15 protein-coding genes are annotated in these 19,184 nt (G+C 59.1%); 5 read left to right on the top strand and 10 right to left on the bottom strand.

Features of this window, described 5'->3' with window-relative positions; genetic code table 11:
- Positions 1 to 10: 10 nt before the first annotated feature.
- Complete coding sequence (locus AC2A6O_RS15490) at positions 11 to 1,780, top strand: BatD family protein (RefSeq protein WP_498928363.1); 1,770 nt, start codon at positions 11 to 13, stop codon at positions 1,778 to 1,780.
- 141 nt (positions 1,781 to 1,921) lie between these two features.
- Here AC2A6O_RS15490 and AC2A6O_RS15485 read toward each other — a convergent pair whose 3' ends face one another.
- Positions 1,922 to 3,709, bottom strand: a complete 1,788-nt coding sequence (locus AC2A6O_RS15485) for a methyl-accepting chemotaxis protein (protein WP_498928361.1) — start codon at positions 3,707 to 3,709, stop codon at positions 1,922 to 1,924.
- 1,038 nt (positions 3,710 to 4,747) lie between these two features.
- Here AC2A6O_RS15485 and AC2A6O_RS15480 point away from each other — a divergent pair.
- Complete coding sequence (locus tag AC2A6O_RS15480; RefSeq protein ID WP_498928359.1) at positions 4,748 to 5,554, top strand: class II glutamine amidotransferase; 807 nt, start codon at positions 4,748 to 4,750, stop codon at positions 5,552 to 5,554.
- 66 nt (positions 5,555 to 5,620) lie between these two features.
- Positions 5,621 to 5,956: a thiamine pyrophosphate-binding protein gene (locus tag AC2A6O_RS15475; RefSeq protein WP_498928358.1), complete on the top strand. Its 336-nt coding sequence runs from the start codon at positions 5,621 to 5,623 to the stop codon at positions 5,954 to 5,956.
- On the opposite strand, the gene AC2A6O_RS15470 is transcribed toward AC2A6O_RS15475, so the two are convergent.
- From AC2A6O_RS15470 to AC2A6O_RS15450, 5 genes are read right to left on the bottom strand one after another with little or no spacing between them, the layout of a single operon-like run.
- Positions 5,839 to 6,426, bottom strand: a complete 588-nt coding sequence (locus AC2A6O_RS15470; protein WP_498928356.1) for an ABC transporter ATP-binding protein — start codon at positions 6,424 to 6,426, stop codon at positions 5,839 to 5,841. The two genes, AC2A6O_RS15475 and AC2A6O_RS15470, sit on opposite strands and share 118 nt — an antisense overlap.
- Positions 6,420 to 7,220: an ATP-binding cassette domain-containing protein gene (locus tag AC2A6O_RS15465; RefSeq protein ID WP_498928354.1), complete on the bottom strand. Its 801-nt coding sequence runs from the start codon at positions 7,218 to 7,220 to the stop codon at positions 6,420 to 6,422. Before AC2A6O_RS15465 ends, AC2A6O_RS15470 begins: the two co-directional genes overlap by 7 nt.
- Positions 7,217 to 8,080: an ABC transporter permease gene (locus tag AC2A6O_RS15460; RefSeq protein ID WP_498928352.1), complete on the bottom strand. Its 864-nt coding sequence runs from the start codon at positions 8,078 to 8,080 to the stop codon at positions 7,217 to 7,219. The genes AC2A6O_RS15465 and AC2A6O_RS15460 overlap by 4 nt, the downstream gene beginning before the upstream one ends.
- Complete coding sequence (locus AC2A6O_RS15455) at positions 8,077 to 9,078, bottom strand: ABC transporter permease (protein WP_498928350.1); 1,002 nt, start codon at positions 9,076 to 9,078, stop codon at positions 8,077 to 8,079. The genes AC2A6O_RS15460 and AC2A6O_RS15455 overlap by 4 nt, the downstream gene beginning before the upstream one ends.
- A gap of 4 nt (positions 9,079 to 9,082) precedes the next feature.
- The gene (locus tag AC2A6O_RS15450) at positions 9,083 to 10,663 is read right to left on the bottom strand and encodes an ABC transporter substrate-binding protein (RefSeq protein ID WP_498928348.1); all 1,581 of its coding nucleotides are present in this window, start codon (positions 10,661 to 10,663) and stop codon (positions 9,083 to 9,085) included.
- 127 nt (positions 10,664 to 10,790) lie between these two features.
- Between AC2A6O_RS15450 and nikR the strand changes: the two genes are divergently transcribed.
- The gene (nikR, locus tag AC2A6O_RS15445) at positions 10,791 to 11,222 is read left to right on the top strand and encodes a nickel-responsive transcriptional regulator NikR (RefSeq protein WP_498928346.1); all 432 of its coding nucleotides are present in this window, start codon (positions 10,791 to 10,793) and stop codon (positions 11,220 to 11,222) included.
- A 512-nt stretch (positions 11,223 to 11,734) separates the two neighbouring features.
- On the top strand, positions 11,735 to 13,216 hold the full coding sequence (locus AC2A6O_RS15440) for a methyl-accepting chemotaxis protein (protein WP_498928344.1): 1,482 nt from the start codon (positions 11,735 to 11,737) through the stop codon (positions 13,214 to 13,216).
- 219 nt (positions 13,217 to 13,435) lie between these two features.
- Here AC2A6O_RS15440 and AC2A6O_RS15435 read toward each other — a convergent pair whose 3' ends face one another.
- The 4 genes from AC2A6O_RS15435 to AC2A6O_RS15420 all read right to left on the bottom strand — a co-directional run bounded on the left by AC2A6O_RS15435 (position 13,436) and on the right by AC2A6O_RS15420 (position 19,184).
- Positions 13,436 to 15,670, bottom strand: coding sequence for a molybdopterin-dependent oxidoreductase (locus tag AC2A6O_RS15435; protein WP_498928342.1), 2,235 nt, complete (start codon positions 15,668 to 15,670; stop codon positions 13,436 to 13,438).
- 69 nt (positions 15,671 to 15,739) lie between these two features.
- Complete coding sequence (locus tag AC2A6O_RS15430; RefSeq protein WP_148584039.1) at positions 15,740 to 17,230, bottom strand: ABC transporter substrate-binding protein; 1,491 nt, start codon at positions 17,228 to 17,230, stop codon at positions 15,740 to 15,742.
- A gap of 38 nt (positions 17,231 to 17,268) precedes the next feature.
- On the bottom strand, positions 17,269 to 18,180 hold the full coding sequence (locus AC2A6O_RS15425) for an ABC transporter ATP-binding protein (protein WP_148584038.1): 912 nt from the start codon (positions 18,178 to 18,180) through the stop codon (positions 17,269 to 17,271).
- A complete protein-coding gene (locus AC2A6O_RS15420) occupies positions 18,177 to 19,184 on the bottom strand; it encodes an ABC transporter ATP-binding protein (protein ID WP_498928340.1) in 1,008 nt (335 codons plus the stop codon). The genes AC2A6O_RS15425 and AC2A6O_RS15420 overlap by 4 nt, the downstream gene beginning before the upstream one ends.

The following is a 19,184-nucleotide window of genomic DNA, read 5'->3' as shown; positions in this document are numbered from 1 at the left end:
AAACAGGACCATGACATTCAATACGCTTAAAACCACCGTCAGCGCCGCTGTTCTTTCCATCGCGCTTGCCGTCCCAGCCTGGGCCGGCGGACTGGCCGCCCACGTGAACAGTGGCACGGTGGCCGAAGGGGACGCGATCCAGCTGACCCTGACCGCCGACGGCCAGGTAAACGCCAGTCCGGATCTCGCACCGCTGCAGAAGGATTTCGATATCCTCGGCACATCGCAATCCAGTTCGACGCAGATCATCAACGGCAAACGCTCGCAAAGCGTGAGCTGGATCGTGTCGCTGTCGCCGAAAACGAAGGGCACCGTCGAAATTCCGTCGATCAGCGCGGGAAGCCTGAGCAGTTCTCCTGTCGCCATCAAGGTGGTCGACGCCGGTTCCATGCCGAAGGCAACGGGCGCATCCGGGATCGGTCTTTCGGCAACACTTGAAGACGGCGAACCGTTTCTCTTCCAGGAAACGCCCCTGACCGTCCGTATCGAGACAAGCCAACCCATAAAGAGCGCTGAACTGATCGCACCGCATTCCAGCGCCTTCGACCTCGTTCAGCGCGGAGAGGACCGGGTAAGCCAGGCCACCCGGGGCGGACGGACGGTCAACGTGATCGAGCGTACCTATATGCTCAAGCCCCAGGAGGAGGGTGCGATCGAAATCCCGCCCTTCGTCCTGCGCGGCTCCGTCGAGGACCCCAATGCGCGGCGGCGCGATCCCTTCGCGGGCTTCGGTTTCAAGGGCTTTTCCGGGTTCCCATCGTCCATGTTCAACGACATGTTCGATCCGGGCAAACCGTTTGCTGTTCGCTCCGATCCGATCAAGCTGACAGTGCGGGCGGACCCCAATGCAGGTTCGGGACAGCATCAGTGGTTCCTGCCCGCAAAGGATGTCCGACTGACCGCCGAATGGTCGCCCGCGCATCCGGTCTTCCGGGAAGGGGAGGCGGTAAGCCGGCGCGTCAGCCTTTTGGCTCTCGGCGCGAGCGCCGTTCAGCTTCCGGACCTCTCGTTCGAAAACACGGATGGCGCACGGATCTATCTGGATGACGTCCAGACGGGCGAGGATCAGACGGCTGAGGGCACGGTCGCCAGGAAGGACTTTCTTCTGTCGGTCGTGCCGACACGAGGCGGCAAGATAACGCTCCCGGAGATCAAGGTGAACTGGACCGACAGTGTCAGCGGCGAAGCAAAGACCGTCACCTTGCCGAGTGAAGTCATCACTGCGGAAGGAACGGTGCCGCAGGCCGGCCAGTCGGCCGCCGTCTCGCCAGAGGCAGCACCAACTGCGAATGCAGCGCCGCAGCTTCAGCAGTCGGACGTGGGAAATCAGCGCATCTATCTACTGGCCGGACTGGGTGCTGCCGCGGTTCTTGCCGCACTTGGCGGGGCCGCTGTCTATTTCCGGAGAACAGGAAGACCTGCCGAAAATGGCCGCAAGCCCGTACCAGCAACACCGCGGAAGCAGACCCAGGCGGACGGGCAATCCGAGCGCCGCAAGCAACTGGCCCTTGCATCTACCAAGGAAAAAGCCGGTGATCTGCGCGGATGCTACGGCTGCGTTCTGGCCTGGCGCCGCCTGGCCGGTGGCCAACCGGCGATGACCGCTGCCGCAAGAGATGCCATTGCAGCTCTGGAGCAAGCAGCCTTTGCACCCGCTTCCGAAACCGCCGAAGGCCGGAGCCGCGACTGGCTCAATATCCTTGTAAAGGAAGACCGCAAGATCGGTTCTGCGCAAAAGGACCTGTCGTCAACACAACTGCCGTCGCTTTATCCGGCCTGAGGAAGGCCGAAAAGCCAACGGGTGGACGGAAGGCTGCTTTGATGCAGCTTTCCGCCCACCCGATCATCATTCACTTACACGTTCCCCAACATGAAGTTTTATCCGCACCGTCAATCGGCACCCGGAACCCCGGCCAACAAGCTATGCAGCCCTGACGCCCTCGAGGAACTTGTCTACCGAAACTTTCAGGTTCTGAGACTGCCCGGAGAGCTGTTGGCTGGCGGTAACCACGCGTGTGGCCACTGATCCGGTCTCTGCGGCCGCATCGCTGACACCAGCAATGTTCCGGGTGGTCTCCTGAACACCAACGGAGACGTCCTGAATGGATTGGGAGATTTCTCCGGTCGCCGCGCCCTGCTGTTCGACTGCTGAGGAGATCGAAACCGCTATGCTCTCCAGTTCCGTAATAATGGTTGCCACTTCTTCCACGCCCATGACAGCGCCATCGACTTCCGACTGGATCTGGGCGATCTGATTGGAGATCTCTTCTGCAGCTTTTGCCGACTGACCGGCCAGTTGCTTTACCTCCGACGCCACGACCGCAAAGCCCTTGCCGGCCTCTCCGGCACGCGCAGCTTCAATCGTGGCATTAAGTGCGAGCAGATTGGTCTGTTCGGCAACAGCTTGAATGAGCGAGGTGACTTCGCTGATCCGCGAAGCAGCCGTTTTCAAGCCAAGCACCTGTTCATTGACCCTGGTTGCTCTTTCACGCCCGCTGCTCGTCTGTTTGGACGACTTGGTGGCTTGCCCGCCAATTTCGGTTATGGATGCGGACACTTCTTCAATGGCAGACGCAATGGTCTGAACACTGGCTGCCGATTGTTCCGAGGCCGCCGATACGGCTGACGACTGATTGGTATTCTCTTCGGCGATCGCACTCATGGATTGGGCGGTTTCGTTCAGTTCTCCGCAGGCATCGTCGACGGAATGAAGAAGCTCCGCCACATCCGCATCGAATTCGGATGTCAAACGGGCAATGGTCTCTGCGCGCCGCAGTTGCGCGGCTTGAGCTTCCTTTTCGCGTTCAGCTGCCGCTTTGGCTTCGACGGTTCGCTCGCGAAAGATTTCATAGGCCTGGGTGAGCTGGGCGGTTTCGTCTCGTCCCGTGGCTTTCAATTCAACAGTTGTGTCGCCCTCACCCAACCGAGCGAGCGCCGAAACAACCTGTTTGATCGGCTTGGAAATAGCCTGCGTCAAAACAAAGGCCGCGCCAGCCGCCAGAAGGGTAGAAATGACTCCCAGGATCGATATCAACCAAGTCGCTTGCCGCTCGTGGTGTTCCGCATTCGTCGCTGCCTTGAGCGTGAACTCCATCAGTTGGTTTGCCAGGCTCTCAAGACTGTGGTTCAGCGCGTCTTCTTCGCTCGCAACCTTTTGAATCAATATTTGTTCTTCACTGATCAGGTCGCTGGCATTCACCTGAGCGGCTTTCGCCCGGACCGAGATCTTCTCTATTGCAGCCTGCACATCGGTCTTGAAGACCTGATTTGCCTTCTCAACGTTTTCCAATCCCTCGAGAACGTGCCCCCATTCCGCGAGTTCCTCCTCGTTCCGGGTTTCGGACTTGATGTTTTGAACCTTTTCCTGCGCGAGACCTAACTTCTCGCTCGCGGCAGCGGCAAGTTCCGAAAACTCGGAGCTTGTGCTGGAGAAGTCTTCGAAAGCCTGTCGACTGCCATTGGCCGCTTCTTCACCCAGTCTTATAGCTCGCTCGAAAAGAATTGCCTGTTCCAGCTGCATCTCGGTCAGCTGGGAAACGGTATCGGAGATTGCCAGATCGTGTTCGGCAACCGACCTCAATTCCCCGCCAATCGTAGACATGGACCGCAGACCGACAGTGGCCGTCGCCACGAGAAACAAGATCATCAGGCAGCCGAAAGCGCCCAGTTTCGCAGCCAGAGAAAATCGAGACAATGCCTGGATCAGCATGTGTTGGATCCTTCGAAAACACTTCTTCAGCCCGCCCCTCGCTGAAGAAAAAAGAAATATTCCAAATACAATAAGTACACCTAGTAAAATTTACGTAAATGTTTGCTCTAATCTGCGTCAGTTCATACGTATAATTGCGTAATTCCAGTAGAGGAAGGCAAAATAACAGCGCGCAAAACACCTATTGGTTGCATATGATTTTATATGCAATTTATATCTCTTGCCCCCCGCATAGAGCTGACTTCGCCCTTAATCCGATTTCGGCATAACTCATATTTTGTTGTAAGTCAGACGATGTCGCACTCACCGCGGAAGATCGTGACGTCGTTCAAAGACGACTAAATTCAGTGACGGCGCTCTCGGTTCCCTCTCCGAACGCAATCGCTCAGGCGGAAAAGGGGGAATCAACCCTTCACAGACGCTGAAGCGGCGTCTTGCCAGTCAGTGTACCGCCCTGGACCGAACAGGCGGCTCAATCTGGTGAGCCAAGAGCGATGCCTTGTTTGAAAACGCTTGCCAGATGCGCAATGCGGGGTTGTGAGGCTCGCTCCCGCTCGACCGCAAGCGAGATTGCGGTGGCAGTAAAGACCAGATGCGGACGAGGCAACCGGTATGTTTGGCAGCTGACGTGCAAGCTTTGCAGCTCAGATCCGGACGGCGCGCACGCTTGCATGCCCGCGCCGCTCAGGATTGATGACGAGTTGGTAGGCGTCCGGCAAACGCACGCAGGGCATTGAGAGGCAGATCTCGCATGGTCACGAATATAGACCAATACGCTCTATCTTGAGAACATCAACGAATTCGATCACCAGCTAATGTCGTCCCGAACAGGAGAAGGGAACGCACGATGGGAATGCTGGTCGAGGGCATCTGGACCGCCAAACAGATTGTCTGGATTTACCCGGTTTTAAGGGCCAGCACCTGCTTATGAAAGGGGGAGGTGTTCCATGGGGCAGGGAAACAGATCGACGCTGGTGCGCCTGCTCGACTGCATGATGGCGCTGGTGCCGACTGGCTTTTGGAACCGGAGGGAAATCGATGTGTGAGTTGTTTGCAATGAGTGCGGCGGTCCCGCACAGGGTTCGCTACGAGCTCGATCTGTTCGCTGCGGAGGGGGGCGAGCGACATCGCAATCGCGACGGCTGGGGTATCCTGTTCGCGCAGGACCGCGATGCCTACCTGTTCCGGGAACCCGATCCGGCTGCCACAAGCGAATTGACCCAGATGGTGGTTCGCAATGAGCGCCCCTGCAAGAATTTGATGGCACATGTTCGCAGGGCGTCGAGGGGCACTCCTGCGCTGGCGAACACCCACCCTTTCGACCGCGTGGTGCACGGCAAGCGAAATGCATTTGCGCATAATGGCGATTTACCCGGCATCGAGGAGCATAAGGACGCGCATAAATGGCTCCCGCACCGGATAGGAGACACAGACTCGGAACTGGCTTTCCTGATGCTGCTCGACCGGCTGGGCACGACAGACACCGCCGATGTCGCAGCGCGGTTCGATGTGTTTGCACGTTTTGCTTCTGAAATGCGCGAGCTGGGCAGCTCCAACTTCCTGTTCTTCGACGGTGAGCACCTCTTCGTCCACGCCGACCGGCGGCGCTTCGAAACCGAAGACGGGGTGACCGAACCGCGTGAACCGGGGTTGAATGTCCGCCATTTCGACGAACAGGATCACGGGGATCCGTGGAATGCGCGCGGCGCCAGTATCAATAAAATTTCCGGCTCGTTGTATCTTTTTGCATCGGTGCCGCTGGATCCGGAAGGCTGGGAGCCGCTGCCACGCGGCACAACGCTCGTCTTGAAAGACGGAGAGATCGTGTCTCAGTGCAAGAGCTGATACCTCAAGCTTAGTGCAAGTGCGCCTTGCCGATTTCCCGGTGAAAGGAAGAGCCTTTCGAGACCTGTGGCAGAAATCATTGTCCATGCCCTGCAGAAGGCGGGAACGAAACGCGTTTACGGACTTCCCGGCGACACCATCAACCCTCTCAAGGCTACCAGAGCCAAGAGCAACCTTCGCGGGGTCGACGTCCGCCACGCCGAGAATGGTTCCGGCTTGTGCGCCGCCCGTCCGTTCGGGATGTTACAGCGTACTCCAGATTGCGCTGTGCACCTGCTGGCGTGTCAGATCGTGACAACCCGCGTTGCGATGCGCTCAAGCAGAGCCCGGTCGTGGCTGATGGCCAGAATGCCCAGGCCCTGCCGAGCCCGTTTAAGCAGGACCTGCCAGATTTCCACCTGAGCGACCGGATCAAGCATTGAAGTGATTTCGTCGGCGATCAGGTAGCGCAAGCCAGGTGCCAGGGCACGAAGAAGGGCGACCCGTTGCAACTCTCCGCCGGAAATCTCGTGCGGATAGCGATCATACCAGCTTTCCTTGACACCGAGTTCGTTCCGCGTGACATCGTCCGGTGTCCATCCCTCCGCAACGATCCGGGATATCCGCCACCGTGGATCCGTAGCAAAAATCGGTGATTGATGCAGATACTGGACCGGGTTGAAGCGATACTGGTTTGCGCGCTCATCGACCGTGACGCTGCCGCTTGTCGGCCCAAGGTGCCCGGCAAGCAGTCTGCCCAGGGTCGATTTGCCTCGCCCGGACGGGCCGGACAATCCGACGATCTCGCCAGGACGGATGGAGAGGTCAAACTCGCGCAGAATGTAGGGCGCACCTGGCCCGTGGCGGAAGCTCACGCGGTGTGCGGTCAGCAAATTGCACCTCCGGCGCTGAATGCGTTCTGGGGCAGTGCCGTCCACAGGGCACGCGCAAACGGTGATCGCAGGGCCTCGCCACCGCCAGCAAAGTCCGAAGCCGCCTCAATGGACTCGAGGCGTCCCCCTTTCATCACGGCAACACGGTCAGCGAACGCAAGCGCTTCTGAAAGGCTGTGCGTGATCAACAGCACGGCCTTGCCGCAATCCGCCTGTTCGCGCAGATGTGCCAACACATTTGCGCTGTTCTCGCCATCCAGCCCGCTCGTTGGCTCGTCGGCGACGATCAGATCGGGGTCGCCCACCGCCGCGATGGCCATCATCATGCGCCGTGCCATACCTCCGGACAATTGATGAGGAAACGCATTTGCTGCCTGTTCGTCAAGGCCGTATCGGGCAAGCAGACTTTCGATGCTCTCGGCGTTGAGTTTATGGCCGGCACGCTGGCCTGCCCAGGCAATCTGCTTGCGGCAACGGGTCATCGGATCGAGGTGGCTGAGAGACTGCGGCACCAGGGCCATCCGCCTGCCGCAGTACCTCTGCCTGAGCGGAGCATCCAGTGTGGTACCATCGACGTGGATACGCCCACCCACAACAGCATTCGACGGCAGTATGCCGAAGATTGCGTGCGCAAGGAGGCTCTTGCCGCCACCGGATGCACCGATCAGCGCAACAAGTTCACCCCGGTCAACCCCAAAGCTCAGGCCTTCGAGAATGCGAAGTTCCCGCTGACGTATGAGGCCATCATAGCGGGTGAAGCCAACAGACACCTGATCGAGACGAAGAAAGCTCATAGCTGCGCCTGCCTTGGATCCAGCAAAAGGCGCAACCCATTGCCGATTGCATCGAAACAGAGCACGAGCAGCAACAGGCTGACGCCCGGATAGAGACCGAGCCACCACTTGCCCGCCGTCAGGTAGCGCATTGAGTCTGCCAGCAAGACGCCAATAGCCGGTTTGGTCGGCTCAAGGCCGAAGCCGATGAACGTCAGGCCTGCCTCATGCAGGATTGCGTGGGGAAACAGAAGCACCAGTCCGACAAGCATCTGAGGCATCAGGTGGGGCAGAAAATGATGACGCCCGACATACCACCACGATTTGCCGAGTTGCCGCGAGACGATGATAAAATCGGCGTTTCGAAGTTGAAGGATCTCGGCCCGCAGCACGCGCGTCAGCCTTGGCCAATGCGTTACGGCCACGGCGACGATCACGGCATGGGTGCCCCCGCCCAGGGCAAAGGAAATCAGGATCAGCAACACCAGATGGGGCAGGCCCATGGTCGCATCCACAAGGAAGGATACGAGCCTGTCAGCCCACCGGCCGCAGGTCGTTGCAAAGATAGAAAGCCCGAGCGCGATGAAGGCCGACAGCGTTGCCGCGATCAGGCCGACCCACAAGCTCACATTCAGGCCGTGAACAGTCCGGGCGAACATGTCGTGACCGAATTGATCCGTACCGAACCAATGCGCCCAGGACGGTGGCGCAAGTCTTGCCGAAAAGTCGGTGGCGATACCGAAGTCGCCGAAGACGATTGCCCCGGCAACGACACAGGCAATGCCTGCAGCGCCTATTCCCGTGGCGGCAAGGGTCAGCATCCGCTTGTTGATGCGCAGGCGCGATGAGGCGCGGGAGGTCGTCTCGACGGCTTCGGTCATGGGCTGATCTCCATGTCGGGTGTCGCTCCGATACGGGGATCAACGACATGATAGAGAATGTCGGCAATCGTGTTGCCGACGGAGACGAACACCGTCAGGCAAAGGGCAACCGCCAAAAGCAGGGGGACGTCGCCCGAGACACCCGCCTGTACGGCGGCACGCCCGAGCCCGGGATAGGCAAAAACCTGCTCGGCCAGCACCGATCCGCCAAACAATTCGCCAAGCGAGGCAAAAAGAACTGTTATTGCAGGCAATGCAGTATTGCGCGCGCCGTGCCTGATGGCGACGTCCGCAAGAGAAGCCCCCTGTGCTCTGGCATAGAGTGCGAAATCGGACTGCATGATCTCGATCATTTTTGCACGGGTGTGAAGCGTGATCTGGGCCACGCCCAGCACCGTCAGCGCGATCAACGGAAGAATGAGATGATGCAGTCTTTCCAGGACCGTCACGTCTTCCGGAAGAACCCCGATAGGCGCGGCGCAACACACAGGCGTCCACGCGAGGCCGACCGAAAACACCACCAGCAGCACAATTGCCAGCCAGAATGTGGGGGTCGACGCGAGGACGTAGGCATAGGTGCGGATGATGCGGTCAACCCACGTGTCTGCCATTGCACCTGCGGTAACTCCGAGTGCGAACCCGAGAAGGCCGGACAGCAACCAGGCCATCGCCATAAGCGGCAGGGAGGCCCGCACGCGTTTTGCAAGCACATCCACAACGGGTTCATTGTAGGTCATCGACATGCCCAGATCACCCTGGGCGACATTTCCAAGCCATTTGCCGAACTGGGTGAGCGGCGGCTGGTCCAGCCCCCATTTCTGTGCGATGAGATCCTGTTGCTCCGGCCCGACCTTGGCGATCGCCGGGCCAAGATAGGCCTGGACGGGGTCGACAGGCGACATTTTCGCCAGCATGAACGCAACAACGGCAACGGCGGCCAGCAGGAACGCCAACCGCACGATCCGGAGTGTCACAAAGAGGGGCCAGTTGCTCGTCATGCAGCTAGTCGCAGGTCCAGGTCCAGTTCTGGATCAGGGACGTGATGGGCCAACCATGACCATGAGGTTCGATCTGGGTTGGACCGAGGTCCATGCACTCGTTGACGTAATAGATGTGGTCGAGATTGACGAGCCAGGCCCAGCCCGCCAGGCCCTTGCCTGAATAGCCCGTTTCCCCATCCCATTCGGCGGCCTGCCAGTGCGGATAGGAGGCTTCCAGACTTTCGGCTGCCTGTGCCGAAGCGAAATGCGCATCGACCTTCGGGTCGGAGAAGAAACCGGGATTGAAATATCCCTGACCACCCATGGAGCTCTGATAGAGACTATATGCTTCCTGGGGCGTGTGGCTGCCCCACCCGAAGAGAACCGGATTGGCATGCATGAGCCGCTCGATGTCATCCCAGCTCTTGCCCTGTGGCACCACTTCGATGCCGATGTCTTTCAACTGTTCGGCGGCCGTAATGACGATGGCCTGGCGTGTGCTGTCGGAAGCCGGATAGATGAGTGGGAAACTGGCGCGTATGCCGTCCTTGCTGCGGATGCCATCGGAGCCGACTGTCCAGCCGGCGTCTTCAAGCAGTGCCCGGGCAGCTTCGGGGTCATGATCCACCGCTGCTTCCGGGTTCGACCATGGCAGCCCATCGGCTGGACCAAAGGCGGGGGTTCCGTGGCCAAAAAGAGCGACTTCAACAATCTGCTCCCGGTCGACCCCGAGATTGATCGCCTGCCTGACAGCCGGATCGGAGGTCACGTTGTTGCCGACTGGATAACCGTCCGGCGAGGTCTTGCTGTCGTCAGGAGACATTGGGAGGCTGATGCCGCGATTGTCGACAGTGTCAACGACCACCTGCTTGAACCCGGTGGGCGGCGCATCGGCAGAGCTTGCCGGAACCGATACGACGTCGACATGCCCGGCGTAAGCGGCCGCAAGACTGGTGTCTTCTCCCGTAAACAGGAACGTGATCCGCTCGAAGGGCGACTGCTTGCCGTAATAGTATGGGTTCTTCTTGACGATGAGCTGCTCACCTTCAGTCCAGGAGACCATCTCGTAAGGGCCCGAGCCGACGGGATTGCGAGCGTATTCCGGTCCGTAGCTGTCCGCTGGCACAATTCCGAGATTGAACAGGAAGTCGGAAAAGGTGATCCAGGGCCGGGACAGCTTGATCTGGACAGTCGTGTCGTCAATTGCCTTTGCCCGCTCCAGGACACCCAAATCAAGCTCGCCACCCGCGGTTTTGGCATGGTTGAAGGTGAAGGCGACATCTCTTGCGGTCAACGAGGTGCCATCGGAGAATTTCGCGTCCGGGCGAAGCTCGATGGTCCAGGTCAATCGGTCCTCGGACAAATACCAGCTCTTCGCCAGTTCCGGCTGCGTGCGCATGTGCGCGTCACGTGTAAGCAGGGTCGACTGGAAAAGGGGATGGCCGTAACGCCCCCAACCGAGAAGAGGATCATAGCCTTCGTCCGGCTCGCCGCCGATGGCAAGTACGAGATCGGTTTTCGGTGCAGCCAGGGCAGTTGTGGAAACCCCGAGAAAAAGGGAGACCGCAATAAGGCTCAAGGTGCCGGAAATTGGCATTGTCATGAAATCGTTCCTAATATCCTGCTGGACGAGTCAGCCTGACCGTGGCCATCGCCGCGTTCGGGCAGACACTAGGAGCCAAATTGTATGATGTCTAGGTCAAAACATCATACTCATTCGGGATATGGCAATGCAACGCGTAACGATCACTCTGGACGATGATCTGATGGATGAGTTGGACAAACTGATCGAGGAGCGAGGATATCAGAACCGCTCCGAAGCAATCCGCGATCTGACACGGGCAGGGCTCGGCCAGGCCCAACGCACGGCTCAAACCCGCCAGCCCTGCTTTGGCGTGCTCAGCTATGTCTACGACCACGCATCACGGGACCTTGCGCGTCGGCTGACCAGCACGTTTCACCATCATCACGACCTGACGGTCGCCAGCATGCATGTGCATCTTGATGAGGATAATTGCCTGGAAATCGGGATCCTCAAGGGGCCAACCTCCGAAGTGCAGCATTTCGCCGAGCATGTCATCGCCGAACGATCAGTACGCCACGGCGCGCTCCAGATCGTGCCCCAGATCGACAAAACCGCCACAGAAGACAAACCGGACTGAAGGTCAAGGCCGTCACCTCCGACTGATTTTTCCGCTCACTGCGCCCCGGTCAATCGCTTGGCCGTGGTCGCGATACTGTGGGGTTTATCGCAGATTTTCGGCAACCTGCGCCAAAGCTTGAAATTGAAGCACCAGAACAAGCCGCTGAAAACTGGGCGCAGCGAACGTCGGACATGCACAGCCCACCTACCGGGGTTGAGACGGCAGGTGTCACTCGACATTTGTCTCATGCGTCTCCGGTCACGGATTTCGCATGGCAATGAGACTGCTCCTCACACCTGCCCCTTCCCAGTCAGACGACAGAAACTGTATTTGGCGCCAAATAGAAATATACCAATTTCTTAATCTAAACCCTGAAATTTTAGCCATCACTTTAAATAACTACTTACCTAGTCAAAATTGTTTCAAATTTTATTCGTTTTTCGCCGCGTTTAATTTCACCAAGTACAATTTTATTTACTTTTTCGACTTCATTTAAGTTTCAACAAGAACATATTGTTGGAGACGTTCGAATGGGTATTTTTGCAGGAAACTCCTGGAAGTCTGTTGTCCAGGCGATCAGCACCTCTCATGCAATGATCGAATTTACGCCGGATGGCATGGTCCTTACGGCAAATCAGAACTTCCTTGACGCCATGGGCTACTCGCTCGAGGAAATTTCAGGCCACCATCACAGGATGTTCGTGGATCCCGCCTACGGCGAGAGCCAGGAATATCAGGCCTTCTGGCAGGAACTTGCACGCGGCGAGTTCAAGTCTCAGGAGTTTCAGCGTTTCGGCAAGAACGGGAAAGAAATCTGGATTCAAGCTTCCTACAACCCGATCCTGAGCGCTTCGGGAAAGGTCACGAAAGTCGTCAAGATCGCGTCGGATATCACCGCGCGCAAGATGGAAAACGCTGACCTGCAGGGTCAGGTAAACGCCATCAATCGTGCGCAGGCTGTCATTCACTTCGACCTGGATGGTACGATCCTCGACGCAAACGAGAATTTCCTGTCCGCAATGGGCTACAGCCTTGAGGAAATCATCGGACGACACCATCGCATGTTTGTTGAAAGCGAATACGTCGCCACCCCGGACTATGCCCAATTCTGGAGGGATCTCGCCGCAGGAAACTTCAAGTCCGCCGAGTTCAAGCGTCTCGCGAAAGGGGGGCGGGAGATCTGGATCCAGGCAACCTACAATCCAATCTTCGATGCAGCCGGTCGCCCTTTCAAGGTTGTCAAATTCGCTATCGACGTCACGGACCGCGTTATGGAGCGCTTCCGCAAGGCCGAAGCACAGGAGAAGATCGACAAGGACCTCTCTGAGATCGTGAGCGCCATCACATTGGCGACCGAGCAGGCCAGCGGAACGGCCTCAGCGTCGGAGCAGACCTCCTCCAGCGTCCAGACCGTGGCCGCCGCCTCGGAAGAACTGGCTGCCTCCATTCAGGAAATCAGCCGGCAGGTCCAGACGGCCATGGAAGTATCTCAAAGAGCCATCGAGGAAGCCGAACAGTCCAGCCAGATCATGTTCGGCCTGTCTGAGGATGCCAAGACCATCGGCTCAGTGCTCGAACTGATCGACGGCATCGCCGCACAGACCAATCTGCTTGCTCTGAACGCAACCATCGAAGCCGCACGCGCCGGCGAAGCCGGCAAGGGATTTGCGGTGGTCGCCTCCGAGGTGAAAAGCCTGGCATCGCAGACAAGCAAAGCCACGGAAGAAATCTCGGCCCAGATCAACTCGGTGCAGACCACGACGGAGAGCGCGGTTCAGGCGATCCAGTCAATCATGAAGGTCATCAGCGAAGTCGGCGATATTGCCACAAGCATTTCCTCGGCCGTGGAGGAGCAAACAGCCGTGACCCACGAAATCTCCTCGAACATGCAGTTCGCGGCTCAGGGCGTGGAACAGATTACCGCCAACATGCAGTCGGTCTCCGCGGCGACGGCCCAGATCAGCACGGCGACCCAAAGCGTCAAGGAAGTCTCCCGGTCAATCGCTGCGTAGGGCGTTTGAATGCGATCCTTTGTCCTGAAACCGATCCCATAAAAAAGCGCCGAAGAGCCAGTGCTCTCACGGCGCAGCCGCTCCAACCAACTTGATGCCCGGCAATCGCGCCGGGCATTCCTTTTTTGTGATGAGAAGCGTTTCCCTGCACGGGATCTCGGCAGAAATCAGGAAACAGCCATTCGCGAGCCAAACTTGCGACAATGCCCTGTCGCTTGGTCAAACAATCACATCATCCCCCGGGTTCAGGCACCTAATCTCCACTCTTGCACCGCCTGCACTGGCCCCTTGCGACAACTCGGAAGAACCGAAGTCGCGGGTCAATGTGTTGGGGTTGCCTCCCAAGTCGATGCGCACTCCGTCGGGGCCAAGCTCAGGCCGGTACCAGCCACCGGTGGGCAGGACCACATGGCCGGGCATCACGCGCGCGTCTGCCTTGAGCGCTACCTTAACGATACCCCGGCTGTTACAGAGGCAGGCCAGCGCGCCATCTGCAAGACCCGCGGCGGCAATATCAGCGGGGTTCAAGCGGGCCACCTCACACCCTTCGACCCTTGCATCGGTTGCGGCGCGCGCCCCGTCTAGCTGACTGTGCAGCCGGACTTCCGGTTGCGGCGACAGAAGGCGGAGGGGCAGGGCGGTGTCCTCTTCCTGATCGCCGGGGCGAGGGGTGCTCAGAGCTGCTCCAAGACGCAGATCATTGCAGCGCATCAGGTCGGGTATCAGCTCTATCAGGCCCGTTGGGGTCGCCAGGGGATGCTCTTCCGGTGCTTCGACAAAGGCTTCAAGTGGTTGAGCGACCTCTTCGGGCGCAGGGTCGGCCAGACGGGCGTACCCTTTGCGTTGGAAGTCCTCCCAGGAGGGGAGTTCCGGGAAGGCCTCGCGGTAACCTTGGTAGAGCGTTTCGATCCATTCATCGATACTTCGACCACCCCGGAAACTGTCACCCAGACCAAGACGATCGGAGATGCAGCCCAGTACCTCGTGATCGGTCTCCACACCCTCGGGCGGATCCATCACACGCGACGAGCGGATGATCCAGTCATCTCGCGAAGCTGCTGCAATGTCGTCCCGTTCGAAAGGCAGAGCCGAGGGAAAAAACAAGTCGGCGTGACGCGCCGTGGCTGTCCAGACACTTTCGTGGACAATCACCGTCTCTGGTCGCTTCCAGGCCCGCGCGAGGCGGTTGAGGTCCTGATGATGATGGAAGGGATTTCCGCCGGCCCACCAGATCAGTCGAATATCCGGCAAGGTCAGCGTGCTGCCGTTATAGCGAATGGTGCCGCCCGGCCGCTCCAGCATCTCGGTTATCCTTGCAACCGGGATGAAGTCGGAGACCGGGTTGTTGCCCTGCTCGAAAGCCGGTCCGCGCAGCCTGCGTAGCGGGTTGCCGACAGAGGAGACTGCGGAAAGGCCGCAAGCCACCCCGCATCCGGGACGCCCGATCTGACCGGACAGAACCGCAAGAACCACCGCGGCCCAATAGGGCTGTTCGCCTGCGACCGCGCGTTGGAGCGACCAGGCCAGATTGATCAGGGCCGGCCCCTCGACAAGCCTGTGTGCCAGACAGACCAGGGTCTGCGCCGGAATGCCGGTCAGACCTTCCGCCCATTCGGGCGTTTTGCGCTGCCCATCCGTTTTTCCGAGCAGCACATCCTGAATATCGTCATAGCCGTTGGCGATGCGCCGAACGGCAGGTTCATCAACCAGCTTCTCGGTGACGAGAATGTAGGCCATTGCCAACATGGCGCAGGCATCCGTTCCGGCATTGATGGCCAGATGTTCGCCGACCGGGGCGTCGCGCCCATCCGGAGACAGCGTCAGCATCTCGCCGCCGGCCCGCTCAAAGGCCTCGATCCATCCACGGGTCCGGTGTGCACCGGTCCCTCCCGCCTCAACCTGCGCATTGGCAAGGCGCATGCCGCCAAAAGACAGGATGAACGGCCGAATGGTGACGATGCGGTCCCAGCTCGGGCTAAGGGCGCCGGGGTCGGAATATTCACGCCCCACCAGATGCGGGATCAGGACTTTCGCCGTGCCGTAACTGTATGTGTTGACGGTGGAGACGAAACCACCTGCAAGATTGAGGAAGCGCTTCAACTGGCTTTGCGGATGATGGAAACGACCGGCCGATCCCCAGCCGTAGGAACCTCCGAAAATCGACCGGTTGCCGAAACTCTCGCGGATACGCACCACTTCATCGGCCGCCAGGTCGCAAGCCGTCTCGATATCGAGGGGAACAAACGTGTCGTCCCCTCGAGCCTTGCCCTTGTCCCCCTCCAGCCATCCCCGTCGCGCCATGGGCTGACGGATACGGGTGGGGTGGTCGGCAAGATCGAGGAAGCCTGCGCCCACAGGGGAGGGCGCCGGATCATGTCGGAAGGCCTGAAGGGATGGCCCGTCGGAGCCCTGCTCGATCTCGTAAGTGCCGAAGTGACTGGCAAAGAGGTTCATGGCGAGCTCCGCAGATGAGAATGAAAGCGGGCGGTCTTCGCCGTCCGCCTTCTTTTGACAGACCCTAGATTACTGGGCTGGCGTCATGTCGTAAGCACGCATCCAGTCATCGCCACGCGCTTTGTAGGACACGTTCTTGGAGACCCCATAAGTGGCCGGCTGGGCATAGAGGAAGACGACTGGTGCTTCGTCGCACATGATCTCGGTGGCCTTTTTGTAGGCAGCCTTGCGCGCAGCTTCGTCCGTAGTCGAACCACCGGCCACGAGCTGTTCATCGAACGCCGCGTCATTCCAGTAGGAATACTGGTTGCCCGGCTTGAACAATGTCAACAGACCGTCAGCGTCGATGGTTGCCCAGGCCTGCCCAAGGAGAGACATCCGGCCAAGGTCATGCGCCTTGCGGTATTTGTCGAGATATGCCCCGAATTCCATGGTCTGGATTTCGGTCTTCACGCCAACATCGCCGAACATCTGGGCCACGGCCTGCGTAACTTCTTCTCCCTGCAGATAGGTGGAAGCGGGCAGCTCGAATTCGAAGGTCTGGCTCAGGTCGACACCGGATTCTTCCAGGAGCTTCTTGGCCATTTCCGGATCATACGGATAGGGCTTCAGATCCGGGTTGTAGCCGAAATAGTCGGGCGTCATGACCTGACACTTCGAAACCGTTGCCAGCCCGTCGAACAGCGCCTCTGCAATCAGGGTCTTGTCGACGGCATAGTTCAGGGCCTGGCGGAATTTCTTGTTGTCGAGCGGAGCCTTTTCCGTGTTGAGCTTGATGAACACGGAGCGGGTACTGTCCACAGCACCGGCATCGGCTTTCGGGCTTTCCTTGATGCGTCCGATCTCGGAAGCAGGCACCTTGTTGATCAGGTCGACTTCCCCCGCCATGAGGGCCGCAATACGGCTTGCCGTTTCGGGAATGACGCGGAAGGTCACATGATCGAACTGCGCCGGCGTGCCCCAGAAGTCCGGATTCGGCTCAAGGGTGATGTGATCGCCGGGAACATTCTCGACCATCTTGTACTTGAAGCCGGACATGGTCTCGGTGACGGGATCATGCTCGGAGGCCCACTTCGGCGGGAGCAGCATGAACATCGAAAGCTGCGCCGGAAGGGCCGGATAGGGTGAGGAAGTCTTGATCTCGAATTCGGTCGGCGAAATCACGTTTACGGACTCGATCTGGCGGAACCAGGAAGAGATCCTCATCGGCTTGTCGGGGTTGGTCACCCGCTCGATGTTCCAGGCCACGGTTTCTGAATCGAGTGGCTCGCCATTTGCGAACTTGGCGCCGGGAACGAGCGTGAACTTCCAGGTCAGATCGTCGACCGCTTCCCAGGACTCTGCAAGCGAGGGAACGAGCTTATAGTCCGGCTGACGCAGGATCAGGGTCGGGTAAACATGGCTGAGGACCGACAGGTCAAGACCGACAGAGGCCGAACCATGTGGGTCGAGCGTGTTCACGGCGGAGGTCTGCGCAATGGTGACATCCATCGCGAAGGCGGGGAGCGTGAGCATGGACGCAATCGCCGAGCCGGCGAGAAGTTTGGTAAGTCTGGTCATTGTTTCCCTATCTTCTGAAGGTTGGGGCCTTTTGGCTCTTATTGTGTGGTTTGATCGAGGACGAAGTGGCCGGGCGCAACTTCGACCATCTGCGCTTCACGTGCCGGAATGTTTGCGGCAACGTCAAAAGGGGTGCGGTCCGGGCGCCGTCGGTCCGGATCGGGGATCGGGATCGCGGCAAGTAGCGAGCGGGTGTAAGGGTGGCGCGGATCGGAGAAGATCTGCTCGGTCGGGGCAACCTCGACAATCCGGCCGCGAAGCATCACGGCCACGCGCTGGCAGAGATATCGAACCATCGACAGGTCATGGGCGATGAACAGATAGGCCAGTCCCAATTCGTCCTGAAGATCCTGAAACAGGTTGACGATCTGCGCCTGGATCGACACGTCAAGCGCTGTGATCGGCTCATCCGCGACGATAAAAGCGGGGTTTAGCGAAATGGCACGGGCAATATTGATCCGCTGCCGCTGGCCGCCGGAGAATTCATGCGGATAGCGCGACATGAAGCTTGGATCGAGACCGACGCGCTTGAAGAGTTCCGCAACCCGATCCCGAAGGGCAGACCCCTTTTCAACGCCGTGCACCACCAGCGGCTCTGCAACAAAGCGTCCGACCTTCATACGCGGATTGAGCGCGGAATAGGGATCCTGGAAGATCATCTGCATCTGACGGCGATATGGCTTCAACCCCTGGGGCCCAAGAAGCGTCAGCTCATTCCCGCGAAACCGCACCGACCCTGCATCCGGCGTTTCCAGGTGCAATACCGCTCGCCCCGTCGTCGATTTCCCGGAACCGGATTCGCCGACAAGACCGAGAGTTTCGCCCTCGCCAATCTTGAAGGAGACGTCGTTGATGGCATGAATCACCGGTTTCCGCTTACCGAACAGCGACTTGCCGCCGCCGTAGCTGCGCATGAGGCCGTTGACTTCCAGAACGGGAAGGCTGTTCATCGCGTCTTCTCCTTCTCGGCCGCCAGCAAGGCTGGCAGGTCGTACCAGGCGGCGACCTTGTGGCCCGGCACGTCACCGACATCACGCAAGACGGGAACCTCCTGGTGGCATCGTTCTGTTGCGAAAGGATTGCGCGGGGCAAAGGGATCGCCGGCGGGCGGATTGGCCATGTCGGGCGGGCTGCCGGGGATCTGGTAAAGGCGGCGCTGTGTTCGCGCGCCCTCGTCGGGCAGGGAATTCAACAGCCCCCAGGTGTAGGCCGATCGAGGATCATGGAACACCGGACGCACCGGTCCACGTTCCATGATCCGGCCGCCGTACATGACCTGGATCGTGTCGGCGAGCTCCGCCACCACACCCATGTCGTGGGTGATCCAGATAACCGTCGTGCCAAAGTCTTCCTTCAACTTGCGCACCAGATCGAGGATCTGTGCCTGAACGGTCACGTCCAGCGCCGTGGTTGCCTCGTCGGCGATCAGGAGGCGCGGATTGCAGGACATGCCGATGGCGATCATAACACGCTGGCGCATTCCGCCGGAAAACTCGTGTGGGTATTGCGAAAGACGGGCTTCCGGATGGGGAATGCCGACGATGTCGAGCAGCTCCACCATTCGCGCTTTCAGCGCGTCGCCCTTGAGGGTCGTGTGCCGCTGAAGAACTTCCTTCAGCTGCCGTCCGACAGTCAGCACCGGATTGAGCGAAGACATCGGATCTTGAAAGACCATGCCGATCTGGCCGCCACGGATCTCACGCAGCTCGCGGTCGGAAAGAGCCATCAGGTTGTTGCCATCGAACCAGGCTTCACCGGAGACGATCCGTCCCGGAGGGCAGGGCAGGAGGCCCAGCATCCCAAGGATGTGGACAGACTTGCCCGATCCGCTTTCACCGACAATCCCAAGGGTTTCGCCAGCTTCGATGGAGTAGCTGAGGTCGTTGACGGCATGGACGATACCGCCTGGGGTGTCGAACTCGATCGTCAGGTTCTTGATCTCAAGCAGAGCCAC

The sequence above is a fragment of the Labrenzia sp. ATLA3 genome (assembly GCF_057180185.1).
Note: the sequence above shows the minus strand (reverse complement) of the source record. Positions and strands in the feature narration are given on the sequence as shown.

Coding starts and splice junctions, on each gene's coding strand:
- AC2A6O_RS15430 (WP_148584039.1), bottom strand. CDS start 17,230: ATGACCAGACTTACCAAACTTCTCGCCGGCTCGGCGATTGCGTCCATG.
- AC2A6O_RS15465 (WP_498928354.1), bottom strand. CDS start 7,220: ATGAGCTTTCTTCGTCTCGATCAGGTGTCTGTTGGCTTCACCCGCTAT.
- AC2A6O_RS15490 (WP_498928363.1), top strand. CDS start 11: ATGACATTCAATACGCTTAAAACCACCGTCAGCGCCGCTGTTCTTTCC.
- AC2A6O_RS15425 (WP_148584038.1), bottom strand. CDS start 18,180: ATGAACAGCCTTCCCGTTCTGGAAGTCAACGGCCTCATGCGCAGCTAC.
- AC2A6O_RS15460 (WP_498928352.1), bottom strand. CDS start 8,080: ATGACCGAAGCCGTCGAGACGACCTCCCGCGCCTCATCGCGCCTGCGC.
- AC2A6O_RS15485 (WP_498928361.1), bottom strand. CDS start 3,709: ATGCTGATCCAGGCATTGTCTCGATTTTCTCTGGCTGCGAAACTGGGC.
- AC2A6O_RS15450 (WP_498928348.1), bottom strand. CDS start 10,663: ATGACAATGCCAATTTCCGGCACCTTGAGCCTTATTGCGGTCTCCCTT.
- AC2A6O_RS15435 (WP_498928342.1), bottom strand. CDS start 15,670: ATGAACCTCTTTGCCAGTCACTTCGGCACTTACGAGATCGAGCAGGGC.
- AC2A6O_RS15455 (WP_498928350.1), bottom strand. CDS start 9,078: ATGACGAGCAACTGGCCCCTCTTTGTGACACTCCGGATCGTGCGGTTG.
- AC2A6O_RS15480 (WP_498928359.1), top strand. CDS start 4,748: ATGTGTGAGTTGTTTGCAATGAGTGCGGCGGTCCCGCACAGGGTTCGC.
- nikR (WP_498928346.1), top strand. CDS start 10,791: ATGCAACGCGTAACGATCACTCTGGACGATGATCTGATGGATGAGTTG.
- AC2A6O_RS15440 (WP_498928344.1), top strand. CDS start 11,735: ATGGGTATTTTTGCAGGAAACTCCTGGAAGTCTGTTGTCCAGGCGATC.